Annotated in this window: 18 protein-coding genes; all 18 read right to left on the bottom strand. The window is 48.5% G+C overall.

Features of this window, described 5'->3' with window-relative positions:
* Positions 1-68 precede the first annotated feature (68 nt).
* Positions 69-263 carry a sulfur carrier protein ThiS gene (thiS, locus tag Q0338_RS05385; RefSeq protein WP_298085866.1) on the bottom strand — a complete coding sequence of 65 codons (195 nt, stop codon included), beginning with the start codon at positions 261-263 and terminating at the stop codon, positions 69-71.
* Positions 264-350: 87 nt separating this feature from the next.
* The gene (locus Q0338_RS05380; protein ID WP_298085865.1) at positions 351-2,582 is read right to left on the bottom strand and encodes a hypothetical protein; all 2,232 of its coding nucleotides are present in this window, start codon (positions 2,580-2,582) and stop codon (positions 351-353) included.
* Positions 2,579-3,100 carry an outer membrane lipoprotein carrier protein LolA gene (locus tag Q0338_RS05375; RefSeq protein ID WP_298085864.1) on the bottom strand — a complete coding sequence of 174 codons (522 nt, stop codon included), beginning with the start codon at positions 3,098-3,100 and terminating at the stop codon, positions 2,579-2,581. The genes Q0338_RS05380 and Q0338_RS05375 overlap by 4 nt, the downstream gene beginning before the upstream one ends.
* Entirely contained in the window at positions 3,075-3,506 is a 432-nt protein-coding gene (locus tag Q0338_RS05370) for a thioesterase family protein (protein WP_298085863.1), read from the bottom strand. Before Q0338_RS05370 ends, Q0338_RS05375 begins: the two co-directional genes overlap by 26 nt.
* Before the next feature lies 1 nt (position 3,507).
* Positions 3,508-5,409 carry a glycosyltransferase family 2 protein gene (locus Q0338_RS05365; RefSeq protein ID WP_298085862.1) on the bottom strand — a complete coding sequence of 634 codons (1,902 nt, stop codon included), beginning with the start codon at positions 5,407-5,409 and terminating at the stop codon, positions 3,508-3,510.
* Complete coding sequence (locus tag Q0338_RS05360) at positions 5,382-5,858, bottom strand: hypothetical protein (protein WP_298085861.1); 477 nt, start codon at positions 5,856-5,858, stop codon at positions 5,382-5,384. Before Q0338_RS05360 ends, Q0338_RS05365 begins: the two co-directional genes overlap by 28 nt.
* Complete coding sequence (locus tag Q0338_RS05355; protein WP_298085860.1) at positions 5,800-7,062, bottom strand: AMP-binding protein; 1,263 nt, start codon at positions 7,060-7,062, stop codon at positions 5,800-5,802. The genes Q0338_RS05360 and Q0338_RS05355 overlap by 59 nt, the downstream gene beginning before the upstream one ends.
* Positions 7,052-7,588 (bottom strand): DNA gyrase subunit B, encoded by a 537-nt coding sequence (locus Q0338_RS05350; protein ID WP_298085859.1) that lies wholly within the window; start codon positions 7,586-7,588, stop codon positions 7,052-7,054. Before Q0338_RS05350 ends, Q0338_RS05355 begins: the two co-directional genes overlap by 11 nt.
* Positions 7,572-7,823, bottom strand: a complete 252-nt coding sequence (locus Q0338_RS05345) for an acyl carrier protein (RefSeq protein WP_298085858.1) — start codon at positions 7,821-7,823, stop codon at positions 7,572-7,574. The genes Q0338_RS05350 and Q0338_RS05345 overlap by 17 nt, the downstream gene beginning before the upstream one ends.
* A 2-nt stretch (positions 7,824-7,825) precedes the next feature.
* Positions 7,826-8,083, bottom strand: coding sequence for a phosphopantetheine-binding protein (locus Q0338_RS05340; RefSeq protein WP_002946940.1), 258 nt, complete (start codon positions 8,081-8,083; stop codon positions 7,826-7,828).
* Positions 8,080-8,832 (bottom strand): 1-acyl-sn-glycerol-3-phosphate acyltransferase, encoded by a 753-nt coding sequence (locus Q0338_RS05335; RefSeq protein ID WP_298085857.1) that lies wholly within the window; start codon positions 8,830-8,832, stop codon positions 8,080-8,082. Before Q0338_RS05335 ends, Q0338_RS05340 begins: the two co-directional genes overlap by 4 nt.
* Positions 8,810-9,490: a beta-ketoacyl synthase chain length factor gene (locus tag Q0338_RS05330; protein WP_298085856.1), complete on the bottom strand. Its 681-nt coding sequence runs from the start codon at positions 9,488-9,490 to the stop codon at positions 8,810-8,812. Before Q0338_RS05330 ends, Q0338_RS05335 begins: the two co-directional genes overlap by 23 nt.
* A gap of 15 nt (positions 9,491-9,505) precedes the next feature.
* A complete protein-coding gene (locus tag Q0338_RS05325) occupies positions 9,506-9,925 on the bottom strand; it encodes an excinuclease ABC subunit A (protein WP_298085855.1) in 420 nt (139 codons plus the stop codon).
* Positions 9,926-9,934: 9 nt separating this feature from the next.
* Positions 9,935-10,387 carry a hypothetical protein gene (locus Q0338_RS05320; protein WP_298085854.1) on the bottom strand — a complete coding sequence of 151 codons (453 nt, stop codon included), beginning with the start codon at positions 10,385-10,387 and terminating at the stop codon, positions 9,935-9,937.
* 16 nt (positions 10,388-10,403) lie between these two features.
* A complete protein-coding gene (locus Q0338_RS05315; RefSeq protein ID WP_298085853.1) occupies positions 10,404-11,645 on the bottom strand; it encodes a beta-ketoacyl-ACP synthase in 1,242 nt (413 codons plus the stop codon).
* Positions 11,645-12,358: a 3-oxoacyl-ACP reductase FabG gene (gene fabG / locus Q0338_RS05310; protein ID WP_298085852.1), complete on the bottom strand. Its 714-nt coding sequence runs from the start codon at positions 12,356-12,358 to the stop codon at positions 11,645-11,647. The genes Q0338_RS05315 and fabG overlap by 1 nt, the downstream gene beginning before the upstream one ends.
* Positions 12,351-12,791, bottom strand: coding sequence for a thioester dehydrase (locus Q0338_RS05305; protein WP_298085851.1), 441 nt, complete (start codon positions 12,789-12,791; stop codon positions 12,351-12,353). The genes fabG and Q0338_RS05305 overlap by 8 nt, the downstream gene beginning before the upstream one ends.
* A partial coding sequence (locus Q0338_RS05300; RefSeq protein ID WP_298085850.1) for a beta-ketoacyl synthase N-terminal-like domain-containing protein occupies positions 12,788-13,431 on the bottom strand: 644 nt, incomplete at its 5' end. The genes Q0338_RS05305 and Q0338_RS05300, both read right to left, overlap by 4 nt.

The raw sequence follows: 13,431 nt of genomic DNA, 5'->3' as shown, positions 1-13,431 counted from the left end.
GGATAAAACGCGAGCTAAATTTATGCCCGCCAAGCTCTAAAATATCGTTATTTTCGTCAAATTTCATCTCAACCTCCGCCTACAAAATGCACTATCTCGGCCGAGTCGCCGTCTCTTAGCGCCGTATCAAATTTATCTTTTGGCAAGATTTCGCCGTTTAGCTCGACCGCGATGCGCTCGGGCTTTAGCCCCTTCGCCGCAAGCAGCTGCGCTACGGTTTTACCGATAAATTCGCACTCATCTTTGCCGTTTATTTTTAGCATTTTCTTTCCGTTTTATTAAATTTGGCGCGCCCGTACGGGTCAAATTTCGCACCCTAGAGTCGCCGATTATACCGCTTTTTGCTAAATTTAAGCCAAATTTTTCATCGCGAGCGTGCATGCGGCAAGCCCGTAAAATGCGACGCAAAGGCTAACTGCGAGCCCAAAAACGCTAACTGCGGGCGTCTGGCTAAAACTAAGCGCAAAAAACGAGATAAAGCTCGTGATAAACGCGGCAAATATCCCAAAAACGCGCTCCCGCCGCGACAAGTCGTCGTTTAGCGCAAAAATGAGATAATCTATCCCGACCGCGCTCGCCAAAATGAGCCCGAAAATCGCAAAAATATTTACGTGGACGCCGAGCGCCGTAAAGCCGCAAAGCACGGCTAGTACGCCAAGCGCGATGACGCTCATAACCAAAAGCGAGCGCGCCGCCCCGAAAAACGCCCACAAAAGCGCAAACGCAAGCAAAAACGCGCCACCCTTTAGCACCGCAGCCCAGGCCTTTGCCTCGGTCAAATTTTGATTTAGCGCGCCGACGAAATCGACGCTAAAAGCGCCGTTTGCCTTTAAAATTTCATCCGTTTTTACGCCGCCCACAAGCCCCCCGGCGTATACCGCAGTGCTGTTTTGACTCGGCAAAAATCGCGTCAAATTTTTTGCCGCGTCAAATTCTAAAATCTCGCTAGCGCCGATAGTTTGCGCGTTTGCGATCTTTTCTAGTTCTGACTTTACTAGCTCGCCAGGCAAGCCAAACTGAGCGTAAATTTTAAAAATCTCCTCGTCTTTTGCGGCCTCTTTAAAGATATTTTTTACACTTTCCTGCTCGGCGCGGCTTAGGATAAATTTAGAAATCGACGCGTAGTCTTTTACGAGATTTGCCTGCTTTAGCTCGCGCATCAGCCGCTTTTCATCGCCGACCAGATCACTGTCGCCTTTTAGCACGATGACGGAGTTTTGCGGCGCGGCGCCCGTTATCTCGCTGATCTTTTTAGACTGCTCCAGTAGTTCCGCGGGCGAGTTTGCGTAGTCTTTGATCTGCTCGGGCGCGCTTAAACTTTTAAAATTTAACGCCAAAATTCCCGTGCAAAGCACAAATACGGCGAGTAAAATTTTTAAATTTATCGCTCCCGCCGCGCGCTCGCAAAGTCCCGCAAATTTATCAAAAAACCTTGAAAACAAGGCGCTTTGCGAAAACGTCGCGCCCTCAAATATAAAAGGCAGGCAAAAATAGGTAAATAAAAACGCCCCAAGCAGCGTAAATAGCGAAAATATCGCAGTTTGACGCAGTAGCTCAAGCGAAGAAAAGGCAAAAACGCCGTATCCGCTCATCGTGATGCAAAGCCCGAGCAAGAAAATTTTAAGCATCGGACGCACGCTCGCGGCCGCCACGGGCGCGTTTTGATTTTTACCCAGCCAGTGTAGCGCAAAATCAAACATGAGGCCCACGAGGCTAGTGCCGATAACCACGACCATGACGCTAAGGCTCTCGTAGATCAAAAGCGAAGCCGCAAGCCCGCACGCAAAGCCGAAAATCGCGACGAAAACGACGCAAAAAATGCGCAAATTTTTAAACGCGAGTAGCAAAAAAATCGCGCAAAGGCTAAGCGAAACCGCACTCATGACTACGCTTTCTTTGTCGCCGCCCGCTTTTCCGTAGGCTCCGTATAGCGCGCCGCAGCTAGCGTAAGCCTGCGCTCCGTCTTGTGCCGCAAGCTCGCGTACGCTTTCATAAAATTTGATCAAATTTCGCGGATCGTAGCCGGGCTTTAGGCGCGCTTTTACGAGATAAAATTTCTCGCCCTCGTGTGCGGCTTCTAGCATCAAATTTGACAAATTTAGGCTGATTTTTGAGCCATCCATGCTCATGTGCGAGCTTAGGGCGAAAAAATCATCCTTCGCGTTAAGCGGCTTAAAGGCGAATTGATTAAATAAATTTTGCGCGCTTTGTCTGAAAAACTCGTTTTTGTCTTTTACTAAAAGCTCATAGGTTTGCTCGTTTAAAAGCGCGATTTTTAGGGTGTTTAGCTGGGTTAGATAGGAGGTTAAATTTACGTCCTGCTTTGCGCGGTGCTCCTCAAAAACTCCGCTTTGTTCGGCTAAAATTTCGCTTTTTTCTAAAAACTCGGGCGAATCCGAAGCTAGCAAAAAGTCGTTTGAAGCGCTATCTAGCATCGATTTTAGCGCTGTTTTCTCGGCAGAGTTTTCAAATTTTACTAGAGAAAAAATATCCGCATTTATCTTTTTCGCGTTTGTAAAACAAACGGCGAGCGCGGCCAAAAACGCCGCTAAAAAGATAAAAAAACGCGCGGATTTTTTCATTTTACGTTGTAAAAATCATTTACCGTTTTATCGCCGCTAACCTCGTTTAGTACGATCTTACGGACGAATTTATCGCCTCCTACCAAGATACGCGTAAAGATTTGCTTTAGCAGCACGTTTTTAGGTGTGAGCTCGATTTTCCAGTTGTTTTTGTCGCCTGAGATCTTAAAGATAAATTCCTTCTCAAGCTCGTCTTTATCGAGCTTTATGATGGATAAAAAGAGCTTTTTATCAAAATTTTGATCGATTTTTATGAGCTGATTGCCGCTTTTTTGAAAGATGCCGCGCTCGTTTATGACGATGCTCACCGCGATGGGGCTTAGCGTGTCGTAGAGCAGTTCGCTTTGACTGAGTTCAAATTTACCGTAGCTTTTAAACTCCACGTTAAATCCGCTCAAAAACTTCGTCTGCGCGAAATCGCCGCTGATATTTTGCGTTTTGATTTGAGATTTTATCTCGTTAAAATCAAGCCCCATCAGGCTCGCCGTCAAACTAAAAATTATCGCTATTTTTTTCATTTATATACCTTTTTATTGCATTTTGTAACTCTTGCGGGATCTCAAAGCACGTCTGCATCGCGCGCATATCCACGGCTGCTTGCGAGCTCGTGCCCGTGCACAGCGTCTCGCCTGTTTTTGCGCTTTTTACGACGTAGCCGATCTTTAGAAAGCACTCGCACTCCTTTAGCGTCGCCTCCACCTCGATCTCATCGCCGAAAAATACGGGTTTTACGTATTTGGCCTCGATTTTTACGATCGGGTAGGCGTAGCCGTCCGCCCTCATCGCCTCGTAGTCGTAGCCTATCTCCTCCAGCAGCGCGCATCTAGCCGTCTCGAAATACTTCACGTAGTTGCCGTGCCACACGACGTTCATGCTGTCCACGTCGTAAAACTGCGCCTTTAGCGCGACTGATTTTGATATCATCTCATCTCCAAAAATCAAAAAAATTAAACCACTGCGCAGGCGTTTGCTTGCAGCGATTTTCCAGCTCGCGGACGTAAATTTGCAGATATTCGCGAGCTGCGGCGGCTTTATCTCGCCCCAGCTTTACGGCGCTTGCTAGCGGCACTAGCTCGATCCTAAATTTACCGCCTATCTTTTGACACCATAGCGAGCTTATCTTTACGCCTAAAATCCCCGCGATCAAGTACGGACCGTAGTTAAAGCTCGCCTCCTTGCCCAGAAATTTCACCCGCGCGGCCTTATCGCCGCCAAGAGGAGTTCTATCGCCCATTATGCCGATGTGCTCGCCGTTTTCGACGATATTTTTTAGCTCCAGCATCGCAGCAACGTCGAGCTCATTGACCAGCATCATACGCACGCTGCCGTCGTTTTGGCTGATGCGCTTTAGCACTTCGTTAAACTCGCGCGAGTTTTTGTCGTAAACCAAAATCACCATCCTAAAGCCATCGACCCGCGCGCCCAGAGCCTTGCAAATTTCGACGTTTCCAAGGTGCGCCGTAAGTAAAATTTGCCCTTTTTTCGCGCCGATCAGCTCGCTTTTGATACACTCTAGGTCAATGATTTCTAGCTCGCTATCCTTGATCTTGCCTTTCCAGACTCTAAATTTATCGCATATAGCGCCGCCAAAAGCTTCGAAATGGCTAAAAACGCTAGTGCCTTTTAGCGTCTGCGAGCCGGCAAAAACGCTTAAATTTCGCCTAAACTCCGCAATATTTTCGCGCTCGTTTTTTGAAAAAATATAATAAAACCAAACCACGATTTTAACGATAAGCTTTAGCGCAAACTCAGGCAAAATTTGCGCCAAAAATAGGCTAAGCCTCAAAAAAAACGCGCCGCCTCTTTCCTGCTTTTTCCACCATAGATTTTGCTCGGCGTTTTCTTGCGATTTTTTTAAATTTTGCGCGTCATTTGCGCCGTTCTTAAAATTTGCGCTTTTGCTTAAATTTAACGGCGTTTGCGCCTTGCTTGCTTCATTTGTCGCACCGTCAAATTTGACCCCGTTTTCCTTAGGCTCTACGGAAATTTGAGCGTTTACCCCGTTTTTATCACTGCTTTTGACGGACTCTGCGTCAAATTTACGAGGCTCGTCGCGCGTCTTTTCGCGCAAATTTAACCCGCACGCTCGCCAAATTTTACTAAGCATAAATTTGGGCAGAGAAAAGAAGCATTTTGCGTGCATGAGGCTGATTAGCGCGTTATCGCGCACCATCTTAAAGTGCGAAACGCCGCCCTTTTCGTAACGCACACAGGTATCTATCCAGCGCATATCTACGCCCTGCCTAGCGGCATTTACGAGGATTTCGATGTCAAATTCCATTCTATTGGTCTTGCTTTTTGCCGCCGCTTTTCTAAGCTGCTCTAAAGGATAAACGCGAAAGCCGCACATAGCGTCTTTGATGCCAAGGCTTAGCGTATTTATCGCGACCCAAAAATTCGTGATTTTCCTACCGTGGACGCGGGATTTTGGCGCATCATCGCCGTAGATAGGATTTGCGCAGACGATACTTTGCGGGTGCACCTCGCTCTCGCGCAAAAACTCGCCGATGAGTGCCGCGTCGTGCTGAAAATCGGCGTCGATTTGCAAAACGTGGCTAAAACCGCGCTCTAGAGCAAATTTAAACCCGTCCTTCATCGCGATGCCCTTGCCGCCGTTTTGCGCGCGCGTGAGCAGCAAGATACCCTCCGTACGCTCAAGCTCTGCTAAAATTTGCTTGCTCGCCTCATCCGAGCCGTCATCCACGACGATAACGGGCAGCTCGTAGGCTTTTAGCGCGGCGATCAGGGCTTTGATATTTTGCGGGTGATTGTAAAAAGGCACCAAAAATGCAAATTTATTCAAAGAGTAGCCCTTCCCGTCGAGCATTTTTCGCCGTTACAAAACAGCTCGAAGTAAAGCTTGCCGCCGCGTTTTTCAAAACAAACGCGAAGCAAATCGCCCGGTCTTACAAACTTCATAAATTTTAGATTTTCCACCGTGCTAGCGCCGCTAATATCAATACCGACGCCGCTAGCTAGCTCAAAGACGTAGTCAAGCTGCATAAAGCCAGGTAGCAGCGGTAAATTTGGAAAATGGCTTTCAAAAATCTCAAGTCCTGCGTGCATGATAGCGCTAAATTCGTATTTTTGCGCGTGGTTTTCAAGCCGCTCGCCGTTTTCGTCAAATTTAACGCAGCTAGAATTTGCGCCGCAGCCTAAACCGATCTCTAAATTTTGGCCGCTTCCATAAATTTTACCGCCGCAAATTTCGCCCGCTTCATTTACGCGCCCCGCCGCTCCATACGGGTTTGGGACTAGCAAATAGTGCGTTTTCAAATTCGCTTTTTTCAAATTTGCCCTGCTGATTTCGCGGCATTTTTTCCACGATTTTAAAGTATCGCACGCTGTTTTTAAACTCAAGCTTCAAAAGCTCTTTTAGCTCGGCTACCACGCCTTTTTTGCCGATTTTTCTAAATTTTTTAAGCCCCTCGCCGTTTAGTTCCAAGAGCGCGGCGATACGTTTAAATTTCGGATGCGGCGCGCAGTAGCAGTCCGCGAGCAAGCCGCTTTCTAGCAGCTTTGCTTCGATGCTCTCCAGACTCACGCGCTTGTCGTTTAGCTTCACGATGCGGTCTATCCTGCCTTGTAGCGCGAGGCGTCCCTCGTCGATACTCGCCGCGTCGTTAGTCTGAAAAAACTCGCACCAAGGCGAGCTCACGTTTAGCGCGCCTCTATCGTCCAGTCCCGCATTCACCGCGCCAAATAGCCTAAGCCCGTCGCCGCAGTCTTTTGCCACTATGCCAGTTTCCGTGCTGCCGTAGATTTCGATGATACGCGCGTCGCAGATTCGGCCCAGCTCGCCTCTTAGCTCCTTTTTTAGCGGCGAACCCGCGCTTACGATCCCGCTTAAGCCTTTTAGCGCGCTTGCGGCGGGGCTTTGAGCTAGCGTTTTAAGCAGCACCGGACTAGCGATAAATACGTGATTTGCGAGACTTAAACCCAAAATCGCCTCGGGGTAGTTTAGCTCGTCCGCGATGACGCGAGCGCCTAGCACTAGCGGTAAAAAGACCTTAAAGGTAAGCCCAAACATATGCCTGTGCGAAACGCTCGAAAAAAAGGTATTTTGCTCGCTAAAATTTAGCTCGTCCGCTAGATACTCGCTCTCTTTTATCATCTGCGCGAGCGACTTTTCTATCATCTTGCTCTTGCCACTAGAGCCCGAAGTTTGCAGGTAAAATTTAGCCTGCGGATCAAATTTAAGCCCCCTGGCGGTCTCGTTTGCAAGAAAATTTAAAAAATTTTCGTCGTTTACGGCGGTCAAATTTGCCTCATAGATCGGCTTTGCCAATACATAAGGTGCAGACCCGGCCAAAAGAGAGCCGAAAAATGCGACGTAAAATTTAAACGCGTCGTCAATGTAAATTTGTAGCTCCTTTACGCCCCCCTTTTCTAAAAATGCGGCAAATCTAAGGCACGCGTCAAAGACGTCGCGAGAGTCGTCCGTAAATCTAAAATTTTTTAAATTTTCCTCAAAGCTCATTATTTTTTATAAATCTCTTTCTAAATAAAATTTCCCCGAAAAATAGCGCCCCCATCAGCGCGTAAGAGACCGCGCCGCTATAAATGCTCCAGTAAAATTTATCTTCCATCAAGGCTAGCGCGAGCGAGAAGGCGGCGTTAAAAACAAAAAACGCGCACCAAATTTTGGTCAAATTTCGCGTATAAATCACGCCTTTTTCGTCCAAATTTGGCTCTTTTAGTTTTGCTATTTTGGTGATGACGGCTTCGTTTTTTAAGCTAAAAGCAAAAAAGGCCAAAAACGCCAAACTCACCAAAACCGGGTAAAGATACGCTAAAAATCCGCCTCTAAAAATCATACAAACTATGAAAAAAACGGCGGCCGCGATGCTAAGCTTCCTCTCAAAGCCGCTTGAGCACACCCCGCGCGCTATCCACAGCACAGCCAGCACCCAAACGACCCAAAAGGCAAAATCGCCCGCGAAAAATAGCGCGAACGGGTAGATGACGCTAACTACGCTTAGGGCGATTTTAAGCTTGCTCGTCAAATTTTTTAGCCACCGCGTTTACGATGTCTTCGAGCGTTTTTACGTTTTTAAAGTCTTCAGGCATCAATCGGTGGCCCGTTTTGCGCTTGATGTGATCTATAAGATCGATCGCGTCGATGCTATCTATCTGCAAATCCTCGTAAATGCGCGTTTGCGGCGTGATTTTGGCCTCGTCGATCTCAAAAAGCTGCACGAGCGCTGACTTTAAAATCTCAAAAATTTCTTCCTGTCTCATCGTTATTTCCTATTTTCAAAGATGTATTGCGCGAGGCTTTTTACGCTGTAAAAAATCTCTTTTAAATTTGCGGTTTTAGAGTCCAGTACCAGGCCGTAGCTTTTTTGTACCGCAAGGCCAAGCTCAAGCGCATCGACGCTATCAAGACCTAGTCCTTCGTTAAAAAGCGGCGCGTTCTCGTCGATATCGCTTGGTTTCATATCCTCTAAATTTAAGCTCTTTATGATGAGCTCTTTTATCTCGTCTATTAGTTCGTTCATTGTTTAAACTCCTTTGTATAATTTTCGCTGATAAAAGCGTGCAGCTCTCTAGCTCTGATCGGGTTTGGTCTATCCGCGCAAAATCCGTCTAAATTTAGCCTAAAAAGCTCTTTGAACTCGTATTTTATCATAACGCTCGGGGTTTTGTACCAAGGCTCGTTTTTTTTGAGGCTGGGCGGGTCCATTTTAATAGCTATGGCGACTAGCTGTTTTGCCGCATTTACCGCGATGTAGGCGGCTGCTTTGTGAAAGACTATCTCGCCCGCCGTGCGCGTGCCTTCTGGAAATATTATCAAGCTCTCGCCGCTTTTTAGTGCGTCCGCGCTTTTTTGCAAGAGCTCCTCGTTTGCGGTATTTAGGATATATCCGCAGGATTTTATCGCCGGAGCTAAGAATATATTTTTACCAAGGCTTGCTTTTACCACGCAGTTTGCACGGCGGATGAGAGCTATCAAAAAGACGACGTCTAAAAGCGAAGGGTGATTTGCGATGATTATCTGCGAGGCGGAGCCAAGCCCCAAAGGAAGGTCAAATTTGGTGCGCTGATAGCCGCAAATTTGCGTAGAAAATATAAAAAATCTCCAAGCCAAACGCACCAGATCGCGGCAAAAATTTCGGATAAATTTAAATTTATAAAGCCCAAGAAGCGCAACCGGAACAAAGATCAAATTTCCAAGCGCGCAAATGAGTCCAAATAGCGCGAAATTCGCCCCTACGATAAAAATTTTAAACCAGTGACGAGGGCTCATAATCCCACCGCCAAGCGGAGTTTTTATCCGCGCTTTGCCAGGAGCATTTTTGCTTCGGATCAAAATTTTGCAGGAATTTAACGAGCAAATTTTCATCCGTTTTGCCGCTAATTTCGCCTTGCGATAGGCTCAAATTTTCGCCCTCGCTAACTAGCAAACAAACCATACAAGAGGGCGCAGACTCGTCAAAATACTCCTGCGAAATGCTCTCGTGATAGGCTAAAACCAGAGCGTTTTTGGCTCCGCTTTTTAACATCAGATGCGCCTGCACCAGTGCGTACTCTAGCGGTGCGTATGCCGAAACGGCGGAGATTTCACTGCGATTTTTAAAATTTATCGCTAAAAGCGAGGAAAGGGCGTTGTGTACCGAGAGCGAAAACGAGGTCGGCGAGATGAGCTCGCCGTGAGCTAGCGTATTTTGCAGCTCAAAACAGCGATTTATCTCACCTTCGTACGAGCTAAACACGATAGGCATATCAAGCGGCGCGATGTTTTTGGTTAGATCAAAGGCGCACTTTGCCGCGCGGCTAAGCCTGCGCCGCTCAAGCGGAGGCACGTGCGAGACGTCAAGCTCCCTCTCGTATGCCGCCAGCTTCGCGTCCTGCGCGCCGTTAAAAACTACCGCATCGAAAAAATCGAGTTTAAAATTTAGCCTCATTCGCCCCTCTCGCCGTTATTTTGCGATATCGCCTTTTAGCGTTACGCCGGCCATCAGAGCACCGGCTCCGCACTGAAACTGCGTTTTGGAGTCAAAAGGCTGTTTTTTGTAGTAGCCAGTTAAATTTACCACCTTCGCGCCGCCCTCTTGCACTGCGCGCTCCTGGAAGGTCTTTATCGCCGACAAAAATGCCCACTGGCACGCCTCTTTGTCGCTTTTATTGAAGGCGTTGGTTTTTTTGTTTGCCATTAGGTCGCTTTTGATGATGCCGCCTTTCGTACCAGAGCCGAAGCTTAGCTTGATGTTTGGATTTAGCACCTCTTTTGCCTTTGGCGAGCTTAGCGCCTCCTCGATCGAAAAGCTAAGCACGTCGTCGCGCGCGCTCAAATTTAAAGCCAAGGCGCAAACGCCCGCTAAAACCAGTAATTTTTTCATTTTTTCTCCTTATTTCAAATTTGCTTTCAACGCCACCGCAGTCGCCATATTTCCGACCGCGCATTGAAATTTATCCTTGCTGTCTAGCAACTTATCCTTATAGTTTCCTTGTATGTTCACGACGCTGTTTTTGCCCGCGTTTTTCGCCGCCGTTTGCAGATCGACCAAAACCTTGACAAATACGTATTCGCAAGACTCCTTATAGTTATCCTCGCGCGGGTCTTTTACCGCGTCGCCGAAACTATCTTCCTCGACCGCGCGGTATTTGTTGCTACGCCTTTGCGATTTTACCGGCTCTAGCTCCTCGTCCGTCTGTTTAGAAAACTGCAAGCTTATATCTTTTAGCAGATATTTCTTTGCAAATTTAGACTCCAGCGCGCTTGCGATATCGTGCTCGTAAAACTCGTCCTTTGCTGTCGTAAAAGAGCAAATCAAAAGCAAAACAGCCAAAATTCGTTTCATATTTTACCTTCAAATTTTAAATTCTTTTAAATATCAGCGATGTATTTACTCCGCCGAAAGCAAAGTTGTTGCTCATCACAAAGTCCGTATCTATCGCGGTTTGCTCGGTCAGGTAAAAAAGCGGCGCGCAACTAGGATCGACGCGGGTCAAATTTATCGTAGGGAAAAATCTTTTCTCCCGCATCATCATCACGCTAAATATCGCCTCCAAACCGCCGCAAGCTCCCAGCGTATGACCGAGGTAGCTTTTTAGCGAGCTGATAGCGATCTTATCGCCAAAAAGCTCGTTTGTAGCGATACTCTCGGCGATGTCGCCGTGCTTAGTCGCCGTGGCGTGAGCATTTACGTAGCCGATCTTTTCGGGCGTTAAATTTGCGTCTTTTAAAGCTAAAACCATCGCGCCTTTCATCGTCGCGCTTTGCGGGCGCGTTACGTGCGAGCCGTCGCAGTTTGAGCCAAAGCCCACGACCTCGGCGTAAATTTTAGCTCCGCGTTTTACGGCGCTCTGCTCGCTTTCTAGCAAAAGTATCCCAGCACCCTCACCTAGCACAAGCCCGTCGCGCCCCTCGTCAAAGGGAGTCGGCGAAATTTCAGGCGAGCCGTTTTTCACGCTAGTGGCGTAGAGCATGTCAAACACATATGCCTCGCTCGGGCACAGCTCCTCAGCGCCGCCGGCTAGCATCATGTCGATCTTGCCGCTTTTGATGCTCTCGTAGGCGTATCCGATCGCGTGCGATCCGCTCGTGCAGGCCGATGATGTCGGGATGATGCGCCCTTTTAGCGAGTAAAAAAGCGCGATATTTGCCGCCGTGGTGTGAGGCATCATCTTGATGTAGGTGTTGGCATTGCACTCGTTTTCGCCGCGCTCTAGCAGCTTTGCCATCGCTAGTATCGACTCGGTGCTACCCGTAGACGAACCGCAGGCGACGCCCAGTCTGCCGTCCTGTACGCTAGGATCGAGGCTTGCGGCGTCTAAATTTTCGCCTCGCATGAGCCCCGCGTCTCTTAGCGCCAGCCCCGCCGCCTCTACGCTGTACATCGAAACGGTGCCCAGGCTTCTTAGCTGCTTGCGATCCCACGAGCTAGGGCACTCATAGCCCTCTATAGGTGCGGCCAGGCGGGTATTTAGATCGGCGTATCTATCCCACTGAGGCATGTATCTCACGGCGTTTCGACCAAGCTCAAATTTGGCCCTTATCTCATCCCAGCTCTTGCCAAAGGCGCTCACCATGCCCATGCCCGTTATAAAAACTCGCATCAGCAAAGCCCTCCGTTTACGCCGATAACCTGCCTCGTTATGTAGGCTGCGCCCTCGCTTAGTAAAAACTCGACTAAAGGCGCGACCTCGTCTGCCCTGCCCGCTCTTTTGGCTGGGATCGCCTTTAATATCTCCTCGATCGGCAAACCGCCGTCCGTCATATCGGTCTCGATGAGTCCGGGCGCGATGCAGTTTACGGTGATATTTCGCGAGGCAAGCTCGACGGCGAGAGACTTTGCCGCGCCGATGAGACCAGCCTTGCTTGCTGCGTAGTTACTCTGACCGCGGTTGCCGATGACGCCCGAAACCGAGCTCATGACGACGATACGAGCCGGCTTTTTAGCGCGGATCATAGGCATGAGAGCGGGCTTTAGGACGTTATAGAAGCCGTTTAAATTCGTATCAATAACACTAAACCAATCCTCATCCTCGATCGCTACGAAGGTATTATCGCGCGTGATACCGGCGTTTATCACGACAGCGTAATAAGCTCCGTTTGCCTCTATATCGGCCTCGATCGCCACCCGTGCCGCCTGCGTATCTGCTACGTCAAATTTTAAAGCGCTCAAATTTAACTCGTTTTGTAAATTTAATAGCCGCTCGCTCGCGCTTTTGCCGTGCAGCACGACCTCATATCCCGCCGCCGCCAGCCGTCTAGCCACCGCTTCGCCGATGCCGCGACTTGAGCCCGTTATCAGCACTCTTTTACTCATCTAGTATCCTTTTTACGTATTCCTCGTCCGGGCTTAGCACGTTTAGCGTCGCGCGCGCTCCAAGCTCGCCGTTTACGTAAAGCTCGCAGTCGTAAACGCCAAAACCGCTTGCGTCTTGTATCGAGCAGGCAGCATCGATGACGACTTCGTCTCCGACCTGTAAAAACGGCTTAAATATCTCAAATTTTCTACTGCCTAGCAAAAAACCCAGGCCAAATTTCATACCTTTTAGTTCGCGCATCTTTGAGTCGTAGATACCCAGCGACTGCGCCATCATCTCGACGGTTTTGTGCATGGCGAATTTGCCGTTTGAAAGAAATTTATTATCCTCTTTTATCAAGCTTTTGGTTTTTATGCGCCCATCTTCAAATTTAAGCACCTCGTCAATAAAAACGATCGCCGTACCGTGCGGGAGATAATCTCCAAGGCTCATTTTGCCCTCCCAAACACGATCGCTGCATTGTCTCCGCCAAATGCAAACGACAGCGACATGGCCGAATTTACGACCGCTCTTTGGCCGAATTTTACCAAATTTATCCCCTCTATCTCATCATCGTAAACGCCATCGTAAACATGCGGCGGCAGTGCGGTTTCGCCTCTAGCGCAAAGCATGGCGCAAATCGCACTCTCGATGGCTCCCGCGGCTCCTAACGTGTGGCCGATCAGGGGCTTAACGGAGCTCGCAAAAACGCGCGGCATGAGCGAATGCACGATCTTTGCCTCGATTTTATCGTTTGCCTGCGTGCCGGTACCGTGTAAATTTACATAATCTACGCTGCTTAAATTTGCCGCCTGCAGCGCCTTTTGCACGCACTGCGTTTGCATCTGTCCGCTAAAATCGGGCTGCGTCATATGAAACGCGTCGCAGTTTGAGTGCTCGCCTGCGATAACTACGTTTGAGATTTCATCCCTGCTCGCCACGAAAAAGGCCGCGCCTTCGCCGATATTTATGCCGTCGCGATTTTTAGAAAACGGATTGGTCTCGCGCGCGCTTAGGATGCCTAGGCTATCAAAGCCGTTTATCGTTAGCGTATTTAGGCTATCCACGCCGCCGCAGATCACCGCGTCGCAGA

It is taken from the genome of uncultured Campylobacter sp., assembly GCF_938018145.1.
GTDB lineage: Bacteria > Campylobacterota > Campylobacteria > Campylobacterales > Campylobacteraceae > Campylobacter_A.
This window is presented reverse-complemented; position numbering and strand designations above follow the sequence as displayed.